Below are 20049 nucleotides of genomic sequence, written 5' to 3'. Positions count from 1 at the left end.
CCTCAGCGATTACTCTACCGACAGCGTTTCCACCACATTGATCCAACCGTGATCGCTGGCAATGTCTTTGCCCGCCAGCCAGCGGCGCAGAATATTCAGCGCCATCATGGCGCACACTTCCTGGCGCACCACCAGCCCGTGGCGGTTGGTGTTGAATTTCACCCGCAGCGCGCGGGTGCCTTCCGGCGTCGCCAGCGCGAAGTTGAGATGATCCTCTTCAAGACCTGTCACCGTCAGCGCCAGCCCGGCGAGATGGCGATTGCGCAACTCGGTGGTCCAGCGGGCGCTTTGCGCCAGCGCTTCCGCTTGCGACGGCAATACTTCACTGGCCAGCAGTGGCGCTCCGGCGCGGGAAAGCTGCAACGCAACCAGACCGCCGGTGAACTGTTCGCTCAACGTCAGGCTCAGTTGGCGTTCCCGCAGGCTCGCGGCAAGCGCCGCCGGTAAACCGTCTGTGCCTTCAAAAATCAAACTTTCACCGGCAACACGTTTCACTTCCGGCCACAGCGCTTCCATCGCGGCACGATGCTCTGCCGGCCCGGTCAGTTTCAATTCGATAATCGGCATGGATGAGCGGTAACCCATCACCACGCCTGACGGCAGTTCAAGGTGTTGCAGGCTTTGCGCCAGATCGCTCTCTGAGCGCCCGAAAGTGGTTAAACGCAGGCAAACCGGCGGCTCAGGTAAGGTAAAGCGTGCGCGCAGGCGCGGCAGAATTTCTTGTTCCACCATCACTTTAAATTCCGACGGGACACCCGGCGTGAAGAACATCAGACAACGGTTAAGTTGCAGGGCAAAACCACAGGCGGTACCGACCGGGTTATCCACCAGTTCGGCGCTGGCCGGGATCTCGGCCTGTTTGCGGTTACTTGGTGCCATCACGCGGCCACGTTCGGTAAAGAAACGTTCCATCTGTGCCAGCCATGCTTCATGTAGCACCAGCGCTTCACCTTTGGCGGTCGCCGCCGCCAGCGCGCTGAGATCGTCACTGGTCGGCCCCAGTCCGCCATTCACAATCAGCACATCCGCGTGCTCGCTACGTTCACGCAGGATAGCGACCAGATCATCAAGGTTATCGCCCACGGTGTTACGGCGCGTGAGGGGCAATCCCTGGTTAAAGAAAAAGTCAGCCAGCCAGGCCGCATTGGTATCCACAATCTGGCCATGCAGCACTTCATCGCCGGTCGATAACATCTCCACATTTAACATCGTTAGCTCCTGCAATCGAGGTTGAAACACTATAGCGCATGCGCAGAGGAAAAACGGAGACAAACGGGCGCGGACAGATGCCGCGCCAGAGGATTAGAAGCTGGCGCTGACGCCGACATACGGGCCGTCAGCCACGGCGTTGTCGCGACGTCCTTCTTTACCGGTCATGTCGATGTAGCGATAACCGGCCTCAACCGTCAGCGGGCGCATAATGGTGTAACGCGCACCGGCGTTCGCTTCCTGGTACTCTTTCACGCCGCTGGAGAGGGAATCCGGTGAGTAGTAGTACTCGCCGAAAATGCTAAAGCTGCTGGCAATTTTCCACTGCAACCCGCCACCAACGGCAACAGCATAACCTTCGCTGCCCACGTCCGGATTCAGATAAATACCTTTCCCGCCGACGGTCGCAAGGAACGGACCAAGGGGGATGTTGTAACCGAGCCCCAGGCCAGCGATATCACCATCATCTTCACTGTGCGCCCAGTTACCGCTCACGGCGATGCCGCTGGTTTCGGTACCCAAACCGAAACCAAAGTTGGTGTAATCTTTCCCAATCTGACCGTTCAGACTCACGGCCTGCGCCCCAGCAGAGGCCAGCAATACGCTGGCTAAACCTAATAAAGCAACTTTCTTCATTTTTGATTTCCGCACATAACGGGCCTGATGCCCAAAAGCCTCTGATTGTACGCCTATTTTTCTGTCAGAAGAATGAATAAAAAGGTCAGGAAATATAGACGGGGTCAATTTTTCGACATCAGCGCTTGCGTTAACATTGCGCGTTCTGTTTATCCCTCTAAAGGAATTAACCATGCGACAACGGACGATTGTGTGCCCACTGATTCAAAACGACGGCGCCTATTTGCTGTGTAAAATGGCCGACGATCGCGGCGTTTTCCCCGGCCAATGGGCATTATCCGGCGGCGGTGTGGAGCCGGGCGAGCGGATTGAAGAGGCACTGCGCCGGGAGATCCGCGAGGAACTGGGTGACAAGCTGGAACTGAGCGAAATCACGCCGTGGACGTTTCGCGATGATATCCGGGTGAAAACTTACGCCGACGGCAGCAAAGAGCAAATCTATATGATTTACTTGATTTTTGATTGCATCAGCGTCAATCGCGAAGTCAGCATCAATGACGAATTTCAGGATTACGCGTGGGTGATGCCAGCGGATCTGCACCACTACGATCTGAACGATGCGACCCGCAATACGCTAAGGATGAAAGGGGTGCTCTGAAAGTGCGCTCAGTGGCTGACCTTTTCCACCACTTCCGCAGGTAGCCCGGTTAATGTTGCCACGACATCGGGCGCCATTCCTTTTTCCAGCATCACTTTAGCAATGCGTAGCGCTTCTTGTTGAACTCCTTCGGCGCGCCCCTGCGCCAATCCTTTTTTCAGGCCAAACGTCATGCCTTCTTCGCGAAGAAATTGTGCAATGTTCATTAACGCCTCCTTTTGCTGGTGATCCGTGGTTCTGCTGGCAATGGCGGTGAGAAACGCTGCCGGATCGGCGGTATGCCCCGCTTTCAACAAATAATGCAGCAACGTCTTCAACTGTTCGCCGCCAGTGTAGCCCAGCGCCAGTAGGCTGACCAGTTGCTCCTGAAACTCCAGCATATTGCGTTGCCGAACATGTTTTTGTAACAGTTCAAGCATGGCAATACGTCGATGCTGCACAATTTCAGCATCGGGAAGTTGGGTGATATCCACCAGTGGAAACGCGTTGGTGTAGAGCTTTTCCGCCTGCAGTGGCAGCTGAAAGGCATCCAGCCAGCGTAGCGACCACGGATACGGTGTGACACGTCCATGATAAAAAAGCATCGGGATAACCATTGGCAATTCACCATGCCCTTTATCAAGATGACGCTGCATCGCAGCAATGGCATAGCGCATCAGGCGAAAGGCCATATTTTTATCCGGCGAACGTTGGTGTTCAATCAAAGCATAAAGGTACCCGTCGCCCGCGCGCGTTTTCAGCGAGTAAAGAATATCGGAGTAGCAATATCGCAGGTCTTCCTCAACAAAACTGCCAGATTCCAGTTGAAGCGTGGAGAGATCACAGAGTGCAATCAAGTGCTCTGGCAGATGAATGTCGAAAAAATCACGAGCGGTTTGCGCGTGCGATAATAATTTACGAAACACCGCATCATGCGGTGTAGAAGAAGATGAATGCGGCATCGCTATCCCTGCGTTTCAGAAGCCAGGGCGCAAACTAACACACTTGTCGGAAGAGGTTTTATCGCTCAGTCAGTTTGTCGTGAAGGCTCGCAAAAATAGCCCTGCTGCTGTTTTTACGTGTTGCTGTGAAGGGTGCTAACCCACTGCTGAACAGCGCGGCGGGAGATTTTAATACCGCCATTTTTAAGCGCTGAGGGCAACATCAGCCAACGCACTGGCTGCTGGAATCGGGCCAGTTTATCGGCAACCCATTGACTCAGGTCATCAGCATTAATATCGCCTGTGCACTCCACCACCGCCACTGGACGCTGCCCAAATTCGGCGTCGTCCACCGGTACCACCAGCACCTGCTGCACCTGAGGGTGGCGGGCAATAATGCGCTCAACTTCTTCTGGCTGGATACCTTCCCCGCCGCTGAAAAAAAGATTATCCAGACGGCCGTGAATAGTCAGGCAGCCATCATTCAGCTCGCCGCGATCGCGCGTGGCAAACCAGCCTTCGCTGTTCACCAGCGGGAGCAGTTCTCCGTTGTACCAGTAGCCGGAAGCCATGCTGGCGGCGCGCAGCCAAACTTCTTCACCGACGATTTTCACTTCACGCCCTGGCAGGGCGTAACCGACATCAGGCTTGCCGTCTGCTTCTTTCGCACACACCGTCGAGGCAAACTCGGTTAAACCATAACCGCACCAACTGCGGATCCCGCGCTCGCGTGCCTGCTGCGTGAGTTCTACGGGGATCGCCGCACCGCCCAATAACACTGCCTTCAGCGAGACCGGTACATTGTCATTCAACAAGCGCCAGAGTTGAGTCGGAACCAGCGAGGCGTGGCTGCACCCGGCCAGCGCCTGCTCCAGCGGTGCTTTTTGCCGCACGGTGATCCGCGCGCCGGCCAGCAGCCAGCGCCACAAAATCCCCTGCCCGGAAACATGAAACAGCGGCAACGAGAGTAGCCAGTCGTCTTTCGCAGTAAACGGGATTAACGCCAGCACACCCTGCGCGCTGGCAAGATGCGCAGCACAAGTATGCACTGCGGCCTTCGGCAGCCCGGTCGAGCCGGAAGTCAGGGTCATCGACGCCAGCCGCTGTGGCTGCCAGTCAACGGCGTAATCATCGCCAGACTCGCTTACCACCAGTGATGTTAAGCTGGCATACGTCACATCAGACTCCAGATCGAGCGCGAAACGCAGCGTCAACTGTGGCAACAGCGCCTCCAGTTGCGTGGCGGGTAACTGCGGGTTCAGCGGTAAAACCCGCGCACCGCATTGCAACAGCGCCAGCCACGCCAGCAGCGTCTCTGGCTGGTTGCGCGCGCGTAGCATGACGCCGTCGCCCGACTGCACACCCTGGCGGGCAAACCCACTGGCCAGCCTATCAATACGCGCACAGAGCTCACGCCAGTTAAGGCTTTGCTGCTCAAGACGAATTGCGGCCTGTTCGCCACATACCTTGCGCCAGTGACGCCATGGCCAGTCGGGAAAAATCATAGTAATGGTTCCAGCGCATCAAGCTGCAAGCAGGGTAAATCACTCTCCGGCCAGCAACGGAGCAGCTGCGTTTGCATTAATTGCAGCGTATCGAGACCGGGCACCGTTCCCGGCGTCAGCCAGGCGGCGATACGCGCCAGTTGCGTCAACCCAAGGCTCGATTCGATTGACGAACTGATAACGGTCGTCAGCCCCAGCGCTTTAGCCGTTGCGACTTGCTGTTGCACTTTCTGCAAACTGCCGGTCAGCATCGGTTTAATCACCACGGCGCCAACACCTGCTTGCGGCTCAAAACGAAAGTCCGCGTTACGCAGGCTTTCATCCCAGGCGAGGGTAATGCCGGTCTCGCGGGCAAACGCCAGTGATTCTTCGCGCGTCTTGCAGGGTTCTTCAAGAAACGCAATGCGCGAGCGATAAGCCGGATTGACATACTTCGCGAACTGTTGCGCTTTCAGCGGCGTCCAGGCACGGTTGGCATCCAGGCGCAAATGGAGATCGGGAATCGACTCCAGCAGCAAGTTGACCACCATGCCGTCACGCACCGCTTCATACAGCCCCACTTTCACTTTCGCCAGCTTTTCACCCGGAAGAGCAGCAAGCGCGGCGAACAGCTCATCCGGGTCACCGCTACACAGCATCGCGGCGCGGTAATCCGCCGCTTGCGGCAACGTATCGCTAAGCTCAGCCAGCGCGCAGCTCAAACCAAATGCCGCCGAAGGCTCGTCCGGCAACGGGGGCTGCGCACCGTCGCGCCAGTTATTCGCCCACGCCATCACAACGGGTTGAACGTCATCCAGTGTTTCCTGGCTAAAGCCCGGCAGAGGAGAAATTTCCCCCCAGCCTTCGCGCTCACCCTCTTTGAGATGAACGAACAACCCATCACGTGTTTTCAGGCGGCGCTCACGCAGCACCACCCCCGCATCAAGCGGGATTTGCCAGCGGTAAACCTGCGCCTGTCGCATTATGGGTTCCGTTTGAATTTGCTGAAATCAGGCTGGCGTTTTTCGTTAAACGCATTGCGGCCTTCCTGCCCTTCTTCAGTCATGTAGAACAGCATGGTGGCGTTACCCGCCAGCTCCTGCAAACCCGCCTGACCATCGCAATCGGCGTTCAGCGCAGCTTTCAGGCAGCGCAGTGCCATTGGGCTGTTTTGCAGCATTTCGCGACACCAGCGCACGGTCTCTTTCTCAAGATCGGCAACCGGCACAACGGTGTTGACCAGCCCCATATCCAGCGCCTGTTTGGCGTCGTACTGGCGACAGAGGAACCAGATTTCACGGGCTTTTTTCTGCCCAACGATGCGCGCCATGTAAGACGCCCCCCAGCCACCATCGAAGGAGCCGACTTTCGGGCCGGTCTGGCCGAAAATGGCGTTTTCCGCCGCAATAGTCAAATCGCACATCATGTGCAGCACGTGACCGCCGCCGATGGAGTAACCTGCCACCATCGCCACCACCGGTTTCGGGCAGGTGCGAATTTGGCGCTGGAAGTCCAGCACGTTGAGATGGTGTACACCAGAGTCATCCTGGTAACCGCCGTAATCGCCACGCACTTTTTGATCGCCACCGGAACAGAACGCTTTATCCCCTTCACCGGTCAAAATAATGACCCCGACATTGTCGTCATAACGCGCGTCAGCCATGGCCTGAATCATCTCTTTTACCGTCAGCGGACGGAACGCGTTGCGCACCTGCGGGCGGTTAATGGTGATTTTGGCAATACCATCGGCCGATTTCTGATAACGGATATCGGTGTAACCTTCAGAACAGTCACGCCATTCAACCGGCGCATAAAGCATGTTTTCATCTGGGTGGATCATAGTGTGTCCTTTGTCTCAAGACGCAGAATACGCGCCAGGGCAGCAATAACGGCAGCGGGATTTTCCCGGTGCGCGTTGTGCCCGGCGGCAGGAATGGCGTGACAGTGGCGGGAGACTTGCGTCGCCAGCGCCTGAAATTTGCTGTCATGTTCACCGTATAAATAATGAATCGGCACAGAAAGTGTCTGAAGTGCGGCGCGCAAATCGGGCTGGCAGGACAACGAGGTCGCCTCCAGCATCGCCGCGAGCGTTGCACCGTTGTTCTCGCCACGTTTTGCGACCAGCGCCGCCCGTTGCGATTCGCTCAGCGTGGCAAAAACGGGTTGCCGGTACCAGGCGTCAAACACGTCACTCAGCGGCTGCTGGCGAAAACGCGTGGCCCATTGCTGATCATTACGCAGTCGCTGTGCGCGATCGTCAGCGGATGTCAGCCCTGGATGACCACCTTCAACCACCAGGCCGCACAGCCCGGCAGGATGTTGGCAGGCGTGATACATCGCCACGCGCCCACCGAGCGAATACCCCACCAGCCAGTAGTTGCGTACGTTGTAGTGCGCAAGGGTGATGCGCAGCAGTGCATCCATCTCATCAAAAGAAGCAACGCCAATATTGGCTGAACCGCCATGTCCGGGTAGATCGAGGTACACGCGCGGGAAATCACTCAGTGCTGCGCCGACCTGCTGCCACTCACGGTTATCGCCGGAAAAACCGTGCAGAAACACCAGCCACGGTTGCGGTTGGTGCCCACCAAAGGTTTGACCGTGCAGGATCACAGCTGGCTCACCTGTGCCAGCAGCGTTTGTAATGTCCGCGCACCGTCTGTCTCGTTCACCACCAGTTCAATCACCGTCGCACCGGGTTTACGCCAGGCGCCTTCCAGTGCCAGCTCAAGCTCAGCCCAATTCTCCGGCTGATGGTAAGCAAGGCTAAACATTGCCGCCGCATGCGAAAAGTGGACATTCTGCGGCATCAAATAAAACTGCTCGCGCTCGGCGGGCGGCGTTGGCAGTAACGAGAAAATTTGCCCGCCATTGTTATTCACCACCAGCAGGACGAACGGCGCAGAAGCCTGCCGCAACAGCGCCAGCGCATTGAGATCGTAAAGTGCGGAGAGATCGCCAACAATCGCAAGCGTAGGTCGCGCGGTGGCGCGCTGAACGCCCGCCGCCGTTGAAAGCAAACCATCGATACCGCTTGCGCCACGATTACTGTAAACCGGGTATCCCGCCGGGAGCTGCCCCAGCGCATCGACCAGCCGTACGACCAGACTGTTGCCGAGAAAAAGTTGACCTTGCTCTGGCAAATAATCCGCAATGCGGTGTGCCAGCTGTGCCTCGCCAAAAATATCACGCTTCGCACAAACGGTTTCCCAGGCCTGCGCTGAAAGGTGTGGGATTGCCTCGCACCACGGTGCACGCGGCTCAGCCGGATGCTGCTCCAGCCAGTCGGCCACGCTGGAAACTAACCGACGCCCGCGATGATGGGCCGGATCGAGCCGCCCTTGCAGGCGATCGATCAGCCAGTACTCTTCCGGTTCGCAGGTCGCCTGCCACTGCAACAGACGTTTACCGGTCAGGCTGCTGCCAAATTGCAACACAATCTGCGCCTGGTTTAGCTCGGCTACTGCCTGGCCATTGCCGAGCCAGAGATCGGCACACGGCAGCGGCTGTCCAGTCTGAGAAAGCGCATCGCCAATCAGCGGCCAGCCGAGGGTTTTCGCCCATTCAGCCAGTTGGCGACCTTCAGCCGCGCTCATGCGGCCAGCCACGATCACACCGCGTTTTTGTCGCCAGAAAAACCAGTCCCGCTGCGTTTCGCTGTTCACCCTATTCGGTGCGCACAGCCATGGCGTGTCAGCCTGCCACCAGTCACCCAGCGCCAGTTGCCAGGCAAGACCGGTATCATCCATTTCGCCATACAGCGGCTCGGCAAACGGGCAGTTAATGTGTACCGCTCCGCCCTGTAACGAACCCAACAGGTTATCAAGGGTGGAAACCAACCAGCGCGCAGGAATGTCCTGCGACGGGCGCGGGAGCGCAAGAGATTCAGTGGGATGTGTGGCAAACATGCCCGGCTGGCGAATCGCCTGATTGGCGCCGCAATCAATCAGCTCTGGCGGTCGGTCCGCCGTCAGCAACACCAGTTTTTCGCCTGTCAGCCCGGCCTCAATTAGCGCAGGGTAAAGATTCGCCACCGCCGTGCCGGATGTCACGATCACCGCCACCGGCTCATTGCTGGCCTTTGCCAGCCCCAGCGCAAGGTGGCCTAAACCACGCTCATCAAAATGGGTGTGGTGAATAAAGGCGTGATTTTCCGCTGCGGCCAGCGTTAATGGGGTGGAACGGGATCCGGGGGCAATACACACATGCCTGACGCCGTGACGGGTAAGGGCTTCGAGGATCACCGCCGCCCAGCGTCGGTTAAATGAGCTTATCGACATGAATTTGTCCGGTATCAATATTACGGCTTAGTATAAGTAATCAGAAACTATGTATTTTTGATATGAGTCGGTTATGCGTGACTAAGTTGTAATAATGATCGCAATCCCGCCGCTTTGTTCTCAATTTCCTGCCACTCTTGCTCCGCGTCTGAACCGGAAACAATGCCCGCACCGGCGTAAAGACGTACGGTATTGCCGTCAATTTTTGCCGAACGCAGGGCAACGCAGAACTCACTCTGTTGCCGCGAAAGATAACCCGCCGAACCGGCATACCACTCGCGCTGGAAAGGCTCATGGCGCTGAATAAATGCCCGCGCCTCACGGCGTGGCAATCCTGCAACTGCTGCTGTCGGCTGGAGCATCTGCAGGCAGAGCGCGTCATCCGGCGTTTGCAGAACCGTCCAGATACAGCGGCGAAGATGCTGGACTTTACGCAGCCGGACCACTTTCGGTGGCAGCACCTCCAGCGCACCGGTTTGCTGCTGCAAACGCTGGCAGATATCTTCCACTACCAGCATATTTTCACGCTGGTTTTTATCATCCGCCATTAACCAGTCGGCGAGTTGTTGCGCCTGCTGGTCATCTTCATGATTAGCGACCGTTCCGGCCAGCGCTTCAGTACGCAAGGCGCTACCACGGCGACGCCACAGCCGTTCCGGCGTTGAGCCTAAAAAGGCCGCTTGCGCATTAAACGCCATCATGAAATGAAAACAGTGGTGATTGAGGCGACGGCTGGCGGCCATCAGCGCGGCGGCGTCCACCGCGCTGGCAAAATGGTAATCCGTTGCGCGGGCCAGTACGACTTTATCCAGCTCACCGCTTTCCAGCGTTTGTAACGCCTGCGCAATCAGCGTTCGCCAGCCATCGCGCCCGGGGATGTGATGTTGCTCAAGGCACGTTTGCTGTACGTTTTGCAACGGTGTCGATTCCACCAGCGCCGAAAGAAACGTGAGCGCGCGCTGCGCGTCGTCATGCAGGGAAGTCTCGCTGAAAATATACACGCGCAGAAAGGCATGACCACCTTCCCGCCGCCACTCCAGGCGCGGTAAAAACAGTTCACCCTGCGTGGGATCAAACGCATTAAGCCCCCAGATGCGCACATCTTCGGCGCAATGCTGAAGGAACTGTTGAGCCAGGGGTAAAGAAGAGAAACGGCACAATGCACCCAGCGCGGCGGCTTCGTCATCGCCGTTACGTTGCTGCCAGTAAAATTGCGGCCAGACGCGCTGACTGGCGAGCCAGGTCAGGGGGTCAAAAGCGTCGTTTAACGGGAAAGGCGCATCAAAAAAGCAAAATCCTGACGACCGGGGAATATCGTCGATCAGGCAGCGGTGTAAGTGTGAAAGCGCCGAGGAAATGGAGTACACGCGAGCCCCTCCCTGTTAAAAACCACATAGTATACGGGGTACTTAGCGTAATAACAGTACCCCCTTCCAGGGAGGGGAAGTGAAACGTTAGCGGCGGGCTAACAGCAGACCGAGCACCAGGCCAACTGCGGCACCGGCACCAATGCCCTGCCACGGTTTTTCATGCACATAGTCGTCTGCACGATAGACGGCTTTTTTCGCACGGTAGTAGTACGTATCCGATGCACTGCTGACGCGATTTTTCACTTCATGCAGCGCCTGTTCGGCACGGGCCTTCAACTCAATGTACTTTTGATCTGCGGGGTCGCCCGATGAGCGGAGAATTTCTTCCAGCGTTTCGCTCAGCAGGGTCAGGTCGTCATCAATATGTGATTCATAAGAATGATATGCCATCTGTTGTCTCCATGTTATGCACCTGTCCGCTAACTATAGACAAAGGCTGCCGGTTACGCCTGGCGGATCTCGCGCGCCATCCCGATATGCGCAATACCATCTTCGTCGTACACATCGGTCACCGGTCGAAAACCAAAATGCGCATAGAAGGATTGCAGATGCGCCTGCGCGCCCAAGTATAGCGCGTGTTGCGGCCAGTGTTGCTCGCAGGAAAGCACCGCACGTTTCATCAGCTGATAGCCCAGTTTTTCACCGCGAACCTGCGCACTGACAATCACCCGACCGATAGCCACCGGCGAGAGATCATCATCACTTTTCAGAATCCTCGCATACGCCACCAGTTCGTCACCTTTCCAGCCGAGAATATGGCGGTTCTCGCCCACCAGGTCATCACCATCCACATCCAGATAAGCGCAAGCCTGCTCAACAACAAACACGGCACAGCGTAATTTCAGTAACGCATACAACTCAGAAACGGTCAGTTCGGAATGGTGCACATCCTGCCAGCGGATCATGTTGTTCTCCTTATTCGTTGTGTCCTCGTTATACTAGATTCTTTTTCATTCGGGCAAAGATTGTGGAACTGATTTTCTTAGGCACCTCTGCGGGCGTACCTACACGGACGCGTAATGTCACGGCGATGCTGCTCAATTTACAACATCCAACCCGCGCCGGGCTTTGGCTGTTTGATTGTGGCGAAGGAACACAGCACCAAATGCTGCACACCGCATTTCATCCTGGCAAACTGGATAAAATTTTTATTACTCACCTGCACGGCGATCATCTTTTCGGTCTGCCTGGGTTGCTGTGTAGCCGCTCGATGGCTGGCAATGTTCAGCCACTGCAGATTTATGGTCCGAAAGGTATTCGCGAGTTTGTGGAAACCACGCTGCGGCTTAGCGGTTCATGGACTGATTATCCGCTGACTATTGAGGAAGTTACGCCGGGGCTGGTGGTGGTGGATGGTTTGCGCAAAGTGACTGCTTATCCGCTGTCGCACCCGGTGGAGTGCTACGGTTATCGTATTGAAGAGCATGATAAACCCGGCGCGCTGAATGCGGCGGCGTTAAAAGCGCAAGGTATCCCGGCTGGGCCGCTGTTCCAGCAATTAAAAGAGGGCAAAACCGTTACATTGCCTGACGGGCGCATCGTGAATGGCGCGGATTATCTTGCCCCGGCGGAAAGCGGAAAAAAACTGGCGATTTTTGGCGACACCGCGCCCTGCCCAGCGTCTCTGGAGCTGGCGCAAAACGTTGATTTACTGGTGCATGAAGCCACGCTTGAGCAGGCAATGGAAGAAAAAGCGAACAGCCGGGGACACAGTTCAACCCGCCAGGCTGCACAGCTCGCCGCCGACGCCGGTGCAAAAAAGTTGGTGATTACGCATCTCAGTTCACGCTATGACGAACAGGGCGGCCTGTCGATGCTCGCCGAGTGTAAAACGTACTTTTCGCAAACGACATTGGCAGAGGATTTTGCGGTAGTTCACATTTGATTTTAATTTAGGCACTCTATTTTTTCTCCACCATGCCGATAATAGATATACGCAGGCATTTCCTATTTGAGGGCATGATGGACAATTTCCAGAAAGACATCGATGACAGGGCGAATCTTACTCTGTCGAACCGGTTTGAGCTGTTGCTGTTTCGCCTTGGCACATCGTTAGATGCCACCAAATCCGAGTTATTTGGCATCAACGTGTTTAAGCTACGCGAAATCGTACCGATGCCCACCTTTACCCGTCCCGCAGGGATGAAAGCGCCACTAATGGGGATGGTCAATATCCGCGATCAAGTTATCCCGGTAATTGACCTCGCTGCGGTGGCGGGCTGTAAACCTGCAAGCGGCCTGAATATCTTACTGATTACGGAATATGCCCGTAGCGTGCAGGCATTTGCCGTTGAGTCCGTGGAAAATATTACCCGCCTGGACTGGAAACAGGTGCACACGGCCGAAAAAGCGATCAATGGTCGCTACATCACCAGTATTGCCTGCCTGGATGACGACAAGGATACCAACAACCTGGCGATGGTGCTGGATGTTGAGCAGATCCTGTATGACATCGTGCCTGCGGATCATGACGTCCACGGCGAGCATGTGCCGGACAAGAAATTCAACCTGAAGCCGGGTTCTGTTGCCATTGTGGCGGAAGACTCCAAAGTGGCGCGCGCCATGCTGGAAAAAGGCCTCAACGCGATGCAGATCCCGAATGCGATGCATATCACCGGCAAAGACGCATGGGAAAAAATCCAGTTGCTGGCGCAACAGGCCGATTCTGAAGGCGTTCCAGTGAGTGATAAGATCTCTATGGTGCTGACCGACCTGGAGATGCCAGAGATGGATGGTTTTACCTTAACGCGTCTTATCAAAACCGATCCGCGTTTGAAAAACATCCCGGTGGTGATCCACTCGTCGCTCTCCGGTAGCGCTAACGAAGATCACGTACGTAAAGTGCAAGCAGACGGTTATGTGGCGAAATTCGAGATTAACGAACTCTCTTCCGTGATTCAGGAAGTGCTGGATCGCGCTGCGAATAATATTCGCGGCCCGCTGATTAGCCACCACCAGGTGAATTCCACCCCGCTGCTGGCGAAATAATCATTCGCTGTTTATCTCGTTAGTCCATAAAAAAACCGCCGATATCGGCGGTTTTTCTTTACCTGTTTCCAGGCTTACATCATCGGCATCGCCAGTTGAACGATGCTGATCAGCGGCTGCGGATAGATACCTAACAGCAGCACCAGCAGGGCGGAGATAAGCACCACGATCCCGCCTGCGCTATAAGCCCAGTTAGACGGTGCATCGCGGTTCAACTGCTGCGGTGCGTTCAGGTAGAGACTCACCGCCACGCGCAGGTAATAGTACAAACCAATTGCCGAGCCAAGAACCACGGCGGCAGTCAGCCACCACAAGTGCGCTTCAACACCGACCGCCAGAATGTAGAACTTACCGATAAAGCCCAGCGTCATCGGAATACCCGCCAGCGACAGCATCATCACGGTCATTACCGCAGACAGGATCGGACGGTGCCAGAACAAACCACGGTAGGAGTAGAGCGACTCTGCATCCGGGCCACGATACGGGCTGGACATCAGGCTGACCACACCAAACGCGCCAAGGCTGCTGAACAGATAACCGGCCAGGTAAACCCCGACGGATTCCATCGACATCTGGCCACCTTGTAGCGCAATCAGCGCCACCAGCAGATAACCCAGGTGCGAAATAGACGAGAAGCCCAGCAGACGTTTAATGTTGGTCTGGCTCAGCGCCATCAGGTTACCGAAGATGATGGAGGCGAAGGCGATGATACCCAGAACCACACGAACTGCTTCGCTTTCACCTACCGGTGCGTACAGGAACAGACGCATCAGCACGCCAAAGATGGCGATTTTACTGGCGGTGGCCAGGAAAGTGGAAACCGGCGCCGGTGCACCCTGGTAAACGTCTGGCGTCCACAGATGGAACGGCACCAGCGAGAGTTTAAAGCCAAGACCGACAATCATCATGCCCAGACCCGCCAACAGCAGCGGTTCATGCAACATGCCTTCGCCCAGGCTTTTACCGATCGCCACAAACGCCAGGTTGCCGGTTTGCGCATAAACCAGCGCAATACCGAACAGCAGGAACGAGGAGGCGGCAGCGGACAAAATGGTGTATTTGATACTGGCTTCCAGCGAGCGTTTCTGGCGGAAGGCGTAGCCTACCAGCCCGAACAGCGGCAGAGAAATCAGTTCAATACCGAGGAACAGCGCCGCCATGTGATTCGCGTTCGCCAGCAGAATGCCGCCGAGCGCGGCAATCAGTACCAGCAGATAAAACTCTTCTTTGTTATCGCTGTACCCTTCCAGCCACGGATAGGCAAACGTGCAGGTGGCGAGGCTCGCCAACAGCACCAGCCCGGTGTAAAGCATGGCGTAGCCGTCGACACGCATCAGCGGGGTGACATCCATCGCCCCAGCCTGGCCGACGAACCACAAAGAGAGCAGCGCGACGTTCAGGCCAATGACCGACAGCGTGGCATTGAGAAAATGGTTGCGTCGCCACGCAATGGAGAGCATCACAACCACCACCGTCAATCCGACGATTAGCAGCGGCAGCAGCGCAATCAGGTGTTGTGGAGTTATCGTCATGGCGATTTACGGCCTTGTAGTAGTAACAGAATTAACAAACCACTGCTGGATATTGCCCATCGCGGCGTGCGATGTATCCAGAATCGGCTGCGGATAGAAGCCAAGCAGTACCAGAAGCACAACCAGGATCAGAATCATAAACAGCTCGCGCAGCGACAGACCCCGCAGTTCCTGGTTGGCGAGTTCGCTTTTCGCCTTGCCGAAGTAAGCACGATGCAGCATCGCCAGCGAGTACACCGACGCAAATACCAGGCCGAAGGTGGAAATCACCGTGATCGTCGGCACAACCTGATAGCTGCCGAAGAGGATCATGAATTCACCCACGAAGTTACCGGTACCCGGCATCCCAAGCGTTGCGACGGCAAAGAACATCGACAGCGCTGGCAGCCACTTAATTTTGCTCCACAAACCGCCCATCATACGCATATCGCGCGTATGCAGACGTTCGTAAAGCTGACCGCACAGAATAAACAGCCCCGCAGCAGAAAGACCGTGGGCAATCATCTGAATCACTGCACCCTGGTAAGCAAGCTGGCTGCCGGTGTAGATAGCAATCAGTACAAAGCCCATGTGAGACACAGAGGTGTACGCGATCAGACGTTTGATATCGGTCTGAGTGAATGCCATCCACGCGCCGTAGAAGATACCAATCACGCCAAGCCACATGGCGATAGGCGCAAACTCTGCCGACGCATTCGGAAACAGCGGCAGCGAGAAGCGCAGCAGACCGTAAGCAGCGGTTTTCAACAAGATCCCCGCGAGGTCAACAGAACCGGCGGTCGGAGCCTGTGAGTGAGCGTCCGGTAACCAACCGTGCAGCGGCACCACCGGCATTTTTACCGCATAGGCGATGAAGAAACCGAGCATCAACAGATATTCGACATTGCCGGACATCGGCGTCTTCAACAGATCTTCGTAAGCGAAAGTCCATACGCCTGTCGCGTTGTAGTGCACCAGCACCAGCGCCAGGATGGCAATCAGCATGACCAGACCGCTCGCCTGGGTATAAATGAAGAACTTGGTCGCCGCGGTAATACGCGTCTTCCCGTCGGAGGCTTTGTGGCCCCATAGCGCGATCAGGAAGTACATCGGCACCAGCATCATTTCCCAGAAGAAGAAGAACAGGAACATGTCGATGGCAAGGAACACGCCGATAACGCCGCCGAGGATCCACATCAGGTTCAGGTGGAAGAAGCCCTGATATTTCTCGATTTCACGCCAGGAGCAGAGCACCGCCAGCACGCCGAGGAAACCAGTCAGCACGACCATCAACAGCGACAAACCATCCATCGCCAGATGAATGCTAATGCCAAAGCGCGGGATCCAGTCATGCTTGAACGTTTCCTGCCACTGCGGAAGGCCGGAGGCTTGCGTCAGAGAATAGCCGCCCTGCAACCAGAGTTGCAGAGAAAGCGCCAGCGTCAGTCCCATGGTGATCAACGCGATCCAACGCGGCACTTTCACGCCGAAGCGCTCGGTCTGCCAGCAGAGGAAGCCGCCGATAAAGGGAATCAGAATTAGCCAGGGTAGTAACATGGCGATTTTTGTTCCTTGTTTAAGTCCGCCTCAGGCTATCTTGCTCGTCACAGTGAACCCCGGCTGTGCTCGCAATCCTCACGTACATCTGTACGCTCCGGTTGCTCTGCGCAGGCGGTGTCCACTCTGACTTCGCCGATAACGCCTGTCCATTCGGACCAGATTTTCAACGAATTTCTAAAAATTCTCTTTCCGTTTGCAGGCCGGATAAGCGCAGCGCACTTAGCCCGCCGACAAACTCAGCGCAATACCATCAACAGTGCCAGCACGACAACCGCGCCAATGCTCATGGATGCCACATACCAGCGCAGGTAACCGTTCTCGCTAAACAGCAGACCTTTGCCTGCGAAGCGGGAAAGGATCGCTGGGATGTTCATCAGCGCATTCAGCGGATCGCTCTTCAGCAGCCATGCAATACCGAGGTATGGCTTCACAAAGACGCGATCATACAGCCAGTCGAAGCCCCAGGCATTGAACCACCAGGTACCGAAGAAACGCCCCGTTGCGCTATTGGCAATTGAATGCACCAGCGTGCGTTTACCCAGCCACAGCCATGCTGCCAGCAGGATACCGATAATCGCTACCGCGCCGGATGCCACTTCCAGCATCACCACGCTACTGTGCGCAAGCTCGGTGGTTTCCGGCAGCACGCCTTTCAGCGGCGGCACGATCATCGCGCCAACAAAAGTAGACAGCACCAGCAGCACGATCAGCGGCAGATGATGGGTAATCCCCTTCCCTGCGTGCGCGTGGATTTGTTCTTTTCCGTGGAAGACAATGAAAATCAGACGGAAGGTGTAGAGCGATGTCATAAAGGCACCGACCAGGCCGGCAATCATCAGATTGATATGACCATTCGCTACCGCACCGGCAAGGATTTCGTCCTTACTGAAGAAGCCCGCTGTGATCATCGGCAACGCTGACAGCGCCGCGCCGCCTACCAGGAAGCAAGCGTACACCAGCGGAATCGACTTACGCAGGCCGCCCATTTTGAAAATGTTCTGCTCGTGATGACACGCGAGGATCACTGAACCGGATGACAGGAACAGCAGCGCTTTAAAGAATGCGTGCGTCATCAGGTGGAAAATCGCCGCATCCCACGCCTGTACACCCAACGCCAGGAACATGTAACCAATCTGGCTCATGGTGGAGTAAGCCAGCACACGTTTGATATCGGTTTGCACCAGCGCGGCGAAACCGGCCATCAGCAGCGTTACCGCACCAACAATCCCGACCAGATGCAGCACTTCCGGCGTCAGCAGGAACAAGCCGTGCGTACGTGCAATCAGGTAGACACCGGCGGTGACCATCGTTGCAGCGTGGATCAGTGCAGAAACCGGGGTCGGACCAGCCATCGCATCGGCAAGCCAAGTCTGCAACGGCAGTTGCGCGGATTTACCGACCGCACCACCCAGCAGCATCAGCGTCGCCCACATCAGCATGTTATTGCCGTTGGCGAAGTGCTGCGGTGCCAGTTCAACCATTTCGCGGAAGTTCAGCGTGCCCAGCTCGTTGTAAAGAATGAACAGCGCGAAAGCGAGGAACACATCACCCACGCGGGTCACGACGAACGCTTTCATCGCCGCTGCGCCATTCTTCGGATCGGTATAGTAGAAACCAATCAACAGATAGGAGCACAGACCCACGCCTTCCCAGCCGAGGTACATCAGCAGCAGGTTATCTCCCAGCACCAGAACCACCATGCTGGCAATAAACAGGTTGGTGTAGGCGAAGAAGCGGGAGTAACCCTCTTCACCGCGCATATACCAGGAGGCAAACATATGGATCAGGAAGCCGACACCCGTAACCACCGAAAGCATGGTCAATGAAAGGCCGTCCAGCACCAGATTGAAGCCGATGTTGAAATCACCGACCGCCATCCACGTCCACAGCGGTTGCACGAAAGGTTGCTGGCCGTTATTGAAGAAATCAACGCCTGCATACGCGCTGACCAGCGCCGCCAGACCAATCGAGCCCATACCTACGGTTGCGGAAACGTTTTCCGACCAGCGGCCACGGGAAAACGCCAGCAGCACAAAGCCAATAAAAGGAAAAATAATGGTTAAGGCGAGCATGTTCATCCACGCATCTCACTTACTGAATCGATATTCAGATTCTGGCGGCGACGATGGAGTTGCAGCAGCAACGCCAGGCCAATGCTCGCTTCGGCAGCCGCGAGGCTAATGGCGAGAATGTACATCACCTGTCCGTCGGTCTGACCCCAATAGCTGCCCGCGACCACAAAGGCCAGCGCGGCGGCGTTAATCATGATTTCCAGCCCAATCAGCATAAACAGCAGGTTGCGGCGGATAACCAGACCGGTCAGCCCCAAAACAAACAAAATCGCAGCGAGGATCAATCCATGTTGCAACGGGATCATGCGTGCTCCTCCGTTTTTCTTTTCGCGCGGTCTTCCGTGCGATTGCTCAGCACTTCGCCAGCTCGGTCTTCACGACCCAGATGGAAGGCCACAACCAGCCCAGCCAACAGCAGCATGGAAGCCAGTTCCACCGCCAAGACGTAAGGACCAAACAGCGTAATGCCAACCGCTTTCGCGCCAATCGCCGTACCTTCAATGCCCTGGTCGTTAACCCCAAGGATGGCGTAAATCATTACCACCAGTAGCACTGCGGAGAGCAGCGCCGGGCCAATCCAGATTTGCGGCGACAACCAATTGCGTTCCTGCTCAACGACAGTATTGCCGAGGTTCAGCATCATCACCACGAACACAAACAGCACCATGATGGCACCGGCGTAGACGATGATTTCCAGCGCCCCGGCGAAATACGCGCCGAGCGAAAAGAAGACACCGGCAATGGCCAGCAGAGACACAATCAGATACAGCAACGCGTGTACCGGGTTGGTATGCGTAATCACGCGTACCGTCGTCAGGATGGCGACCAGGCCACAGATATAAAAAGCGAACTCCATTGCCCCTCTCCTTACGGTAACAGGCCCTTGACGTCGATAGGCTTGGCTTCATTTTCCGCTTCGCCTTTATCTTTGCCGTCGATTGCCATACCTGCCATCCGGTAGAAGTTATATTCCGGGTATTTGCCCGGACCGGAGATCAGCAGATCCTCTTTTTCGTACACCAGATCCTGACGTTTGTATTCGCCCATCTCGAAATCCGGAGTGAGCTGAATTGCCGTTGTCGGGCACGCTTCTTCGCACAGACCGCAGAAAATGCAGCGTGAGAAGTTGATACGGAAAAATTCCGGGTACCAGCGACCATCCTGCATCTCAGCTTTTTGCAGCGAGATACAGCCGACAGGGCAGGCTACCGCACACAGGTTACAGGCAACGCAGCGCTCGGAACCGTCCGGATCGCGCGTCAACACGATGCGCCCACGGTAGCGCGGTGGCAGATAGACCGGCTCTTCCGGGTACATACGTGTTTCACGTTTGGCGAACGCATGCAGGCCAATCATCCAGATGCTACGGACCTGGGTGCCGAAGCCCACGAGTAATTCTTTTAAAGTCATGGTCTTTTCAC

At 56.1% G+C, this 20049-nt stretch carries 20 protein-coding genes; 3 read left to right on the top strand and 17 right to left on the bottom strand.

What is annotated here, in order from left to right:
* Positions 1 to 9: 9 nt before the first annotated feature.
* Both E0L21_RS03715 and E0L21_RS03710 read right to left on the bottom strand, forming a co-directional pair.
* Entirely contained in the window at positions 10 to 1209 is a 1200-nt protein-coding gene (locus E0L21_RS03715; protein WP_131406887.1) for a nicotinamide mononucleotide deamidase-related protein YfaY, read from the bottom strand.
* Positions 1210 to 1302: 93 nt separating this feature from the next.
* Positions 1303 to 1845: a YfaZ family outer membrane protein gene (locus E0L21_RS03710; RefSeq protein ID WP_131406885.1), complete on the bottom strand. Its 543-nt coding sequence runs from the start codon at positions 1843 to 1845 to the stop codon at positions 1303 to 1305.
* A gap of 172 nt (positions 1846 to 2017) precedes the next feature.
* Between E0L21_RS03710 and nudI the strand changes: the two genes are divergently transcribed.
* Positions 2018 to 2443 carry a nucleoside triphosphatase NudI gene (gene nudI / locus E0L21_RS03705; RefSeq protein ID WP_131406883.1) on the top strand — a complete coding sequence of 142 codons (426 nt, stop codon included), beginning with the start codon at positions 2018 to 2020 and terminating at the stop codon, positions 2441 to 2443.
* An 8-nt stretch (positions 2444 to 2451) separates the two neighbouring features.
* Here nudI and E0L21_RS03700 read toward each other — a convergent pair whose 3' ends face one another.
* From E0L21_RS03700 to E0L21_RS03660, 9 genes are all read right to left on the bottom strand, one after another.
* A complete protein-coding gene (locus tag E0L21_RS03700) occupies positions 2452 to 3384 on the bottom strand; it encodes an Rpn family recombination-promoting nuclease/putative transposase (protein ID WP_131406881.1) in 933 nt (310 codons plus the stop codon).
* Positions 3385 to 3497: 113 nt separating this feature from the next.
* The gene (menE, locus tag E0L21_RS03695) at positions 3498 to 4868 is read right to left on the bottom strand and encodes an o-succinylbenzoate--CoA ligase (RefSeq protein WP_131406879.1); all 1371 of its coding nucleotides are present in this window, start codon (positions 4866 to 4868) and stop codon (positions 3498 to 3500) included.
* Positions 4865 to 5830, bottom strand: a complete 966-nt coding sequence (gene menC, locus E0L21_RS03690; protein WP_131406877.1) for an o-succinylbenzoate synthase — start codon at positions 5828 to 5830, stop codon at positions 4865 to 4867. The genes menE and menC overlap by 4 nt, the downstream gene beginning before the upstream one ends.
* Entirely contained in the window at positions 5830 to 6687 is an 858-nt protein-coding gene (gene menB / locus E0L21_RS03685) for a 1,4-dihydroxy-2-naphthoyl-CoA synthase (protein WP_131406875.1), read from the bottom strand. The genes menC and menB overlap by 1 nt, the downstream gene beginning before the upstream one ends.
* A complete protein-coding gene (gene menH, locus E0L21_RS03680; protein ID WP_131406873.1) occupies positions 6684 to 7460 on the bottom strand; it encodes a 2-succinyl-6-hydroxy-2,4-cyclohexadiene-1-carboxylate synthase in 777 nt (258 codons plus the stop codon). The genes menB and menH overlap by 4 nt, the downstream gene beginning before the upstream one ends.
* The gene (gene menD / locus E0L21_RS03675) at positions 7457 to 9127 is read right to left on the bottom strand and encodes a 2-succinyl-5-enolpyruvyl-6-hydroxy-3-cyclohexene-1-carboxylic-acid synthase (RefSeq protein ID WP_131406871.1); all 1671 of its coding nucleotides are present in this window, start codon (positions 9125 to 9127) and stop codon (positions 7457 to 7459) included. Before menD ends, menH begins: the two co-directional genes overlap by 4 nt.
* A 71-nt stretch (positions 9128 to 9198) precedes the next feature.
* A complete protein-coding gene (gene menF / locus E0L21_RS03670) occupies positions 9199 to 10494 on the bottom strand; it encodes an isochorismate synthase MenF (protein ID WP_131406869.1) in 1296 nt (431 codons plus the stop codon).
* 87 nt (positions 10495 to 10581) lie between these two features.
* On the bottom strand, positions 10582 to 10887 hold the full coding sequence (gene elaB, locus E0L21_RS03665; RefSeq protein WP_017458585.1) for a stress response protein ElaB: 306 nt from the start codon (positions 10885 to 10887) through the stop codon (positions 10582 to 10584).
* A 53-nt stretch (positions 10888 to 10940) separates the two neighbouring features.
* The gene (locus tag E0L21_RS03660) at positions 10941 to 11402 is read right to left on the bottom strand and encodes a GNAT family N-acetyltransferase (RefSeq protein WP_131406867.1); all 462 of its coding nucleotides are present in this window, start codon (positions 11400 to 11402) and stop codon (positions 10941 to 10943) included.
* A gap of 62 nt (positions 11403 to 11464) precedes the next feature.
* On the opposite strand from E0L21_RS03660, the gene rnz reads away from it, so the two are divergent.
* Together rnz and E0L21_RS03650 are read left to right on the top strand one after the other, a co-directional pair.
* Positions 11465 to 12382: a ribonuclease Z gene (gene rnz, locus E0L21_RS03655; RefSeq protein ID WP_131406865.1), complete on the top strand. Its 918-nt coding sequence runs from the start codon at positions 11465 to 11467 to the stop codon at positions 12380 to 12382.
* Between the two features lie 77 nt (positions 12383 to 12459).
* The gene (locus E0L21_RS03650) at positions 12460 to 13485 is read left to right on the top strand and encodes a chemotaxis protein (protein WP_131406945.1); all 1026 of its coding nucleotides are present in this window, start codon (positions 12460 to 12462) and stop codon (positions 13483 to 13485) included.
* Positions 13486 to 13559: 74 nt separating this feature from the next.
* On the opposite strand, the gene nuoN is transcribed toward E0L21_RS03650, so the two are convergent.
* From nuoN to nuoI, 6 genes are all read right to left on the bottom strand, one after another.
* Positions 13560 to 15017 carry an NADH-quinone oxidoreductase subunit NuoN gene (gene nuoN, locus E0L21_RS03645; RefSeq protein ID WP_131406863.1) on the bottom strand — a complete coding sequence of 486 codons (1458 nt, stop codon included), beginning with the start codon at positions 15015 to 15017 and terminating at the stop codon, positions 13560 to 13562.
* 6 nt (positions 15018 to 15023) lie between these two features.
* On the bottom strand, positions 15024 to 16553 hold the full coding sequence (gene nuoM, locus E0L21_RS03640; RefSeq protein WP_131406861.1) for an NADH-quinone oxidoreductase subunit M: 1530 nt from the start codon (positions 16551 to 16553) through the stop codon (positions 15024 to 15026).
* A 239-nt stretch (positions 16554 to 16792) separates the two neighbouring features.
* Positions 16793 to 18634, bottom strand: coding sequence for an NADH-quinone oxidoreductase subunit L (nuoL, locus tag E0L21_RS03635; protein ID WP_131406859.1), 1842 nt, complete (start codon positions 18632 to 18634; stop codon positions 16793 to 16795).
* The gene (gene nuoK / locus E0L21_RS03630) at positions 18631 to 18933 is read right to left on the bottom strand and encodes an NADH-quinone oxidoreductase subunit NuoK (protein WP_002463445.1); all 303 of its coding nucleotides are present in this window, start codon (positions 18931 to 18933) and stop codon (positions 18631 to 18633) included. The genes nuoL and nuoK overlap by 4 nt, the downstream gene beginning before the upstream one ends.
* Positions 18930 to 19484 carry an NADH-quinone oxidoreductase subunit J gene (gene nuoJ / locus E0L21_RS03625; protein WP_131406857.1) on the bottom strand — a complete coding sequence of 185 codons (555 nt, stop codon included), beginning with the start codon at positions 19482 to 19484 and terminating at the stop codon, positions 18930 to 18932. Before nuoJ ends, nuoK begins: the two co-directional genes overlap by 4 nt.
* An 11-nt stretch (positions 19485 to 19495) precedes the next feature.
* On the bottom strand, positions 19496 to 20038 hold the full coding sequence (nuoI, locus tag E0L21_RS03620; RefSeq protein ID WP_017458593.1) for an NADH-quinone oxidoreductase subunit NuoI: 543 nt from the start codon (positions 20036 to 20038) through the stop codon (positions 19496 to 19498).
* Between the last annotated feature and the right edge of the window lie 11 nt (positions 20039 to 20049).

Origin of the sequence: Kosakonia quasisacchari (genome assembly GCF_004331415.1) — a bacterium.
Lineage (GTDB): Bacteria > Pseudomonadota > Gammaproteobacteria > Enterobacterales > Enterobacteriaceae > Kosakonia > Kosakonia quasisacchari.
Note: the sequence above shows the minus strand (reverse complement) of the source record. Positions and strands in the feature narration are given on the sequence as shown.

Excerpts from the sequence above, each read along its gene's own strand:
- E0L21_RS03715 (WP_131406887.1), bottom strand. The coding sequence starts at position 1,209 with ATGTTAAATGTGGAGATGTTATCGACCGGCGATGAAGTGCTGCATGGC.
- E0L21_RS03710 (WP_131406885.1), bottom strand. The coding sequence starts at position 1,845 with ATGAAGAAAGTTGCTTTATTAGGTTTAGCCAGCGTATTGCTGGCCTCT.
- nudI (WP_131406883.1), top strand. The coding sequence starts at position 2,018 with ATGCGACAACGGACGATTGTGTGCCCACTGATTCAAAACGACGGCGCC.
- E0L21_RS03700 (WP_131406881.1), bottom strand. The coding sequence starts at position 3,384 with ATGCCGCATTCATCTTCTTCTACACCGCATGATGCGGTGTTTCGTAAA.
- menE (WP_131406879.1), bottom strand. The coding sequence starts at position 4,868 with ATGATTTTTCCCGACTGGCCATGGCGTCACTGGCGCAAGGTATGTGGC.
- menC (WP_131406877.1), bottom strand. The coding sequence starts at position 5,830 with ATGCGACAGGCGCAGGTTTACCGCTGGCAAATCCCGCTTGATGCGGGG.
- menB (WP_131406875.1), bottom strand. The coding sequence starts at position 6,687 with ATGATCCACCCAGATGAAAACATGCTTTATGCGCCGGTTGAATGGCGT.
- menD (WP_131406871.1), bottom strand. The coding sequence starts at position 9,127 with ATGTCGATAAGCTCATTTAACCGACGCTGGGCGGCGGTGATCCTCGAA.
- elaB (WP_017458585.1), bottom strand. The coding sequence starts at position 10,887 with ATGGCATATCATTCTTATGAATCACATATTGATGACGACCTGACCCTG.
- E0L21_RS03660 (WP_131406867.1), bottom strand. The coding sequence starts at position 11,402 with ATGATCCGCTGGCAGGATGTGCACCATTCCGAACTGACCGTTTCTGAG.
- E0L21_RS03650 (WP_131406945.1), top strand. The coding sequence starts at position 12,460 with ATGGACAATTTCCAGAAAGACATCGATGACAGGGCGAATCTTACTCTG.
- nuoN (WP_131406863.1), bottom strand. The coding sequence starts at position 15,017 with ATGACGATAACTCCACAACACCTGATTGCGCTGCTGCCGCTGCTAATC.
- nuoM (WP_131406861.1), bottom strand. The coding sequence starts at position 16,553 with ATGTTACTACCCTGGCTAATTCTGATTCCCTTTATCGGCGGCTTCCTC.
- nuoL (WP_131406859.1), bottom strand. The coding sequence starts at position 18,634 with ATGAACATGCTCGCCTTAACCATTATTTTTCCTTTTATTGGCTTTGTG.
- nuoK (WP_002463445.1), bottom strand. The coding sequence starts at position 18,933 with ATGATCCCGTTGCAACATGGATTGATCCTCGCTGCGATTTTGTTTGTT.
- nuoJ (WP_131406857.1), bottom strand. The coding sequence starts at position 19,484 with ATGGAGTTCGCTTTTTATATCTGTGGCCTGGTCGCCATCCTGACGACG.
- nuoI (WP_017458593.1), bottom strand. The coding sequence starts at position 20,038 with ATGACTTTAAAAGAATTACTCGTGGGCTTCGGCACCCAGGTCCGTAGC.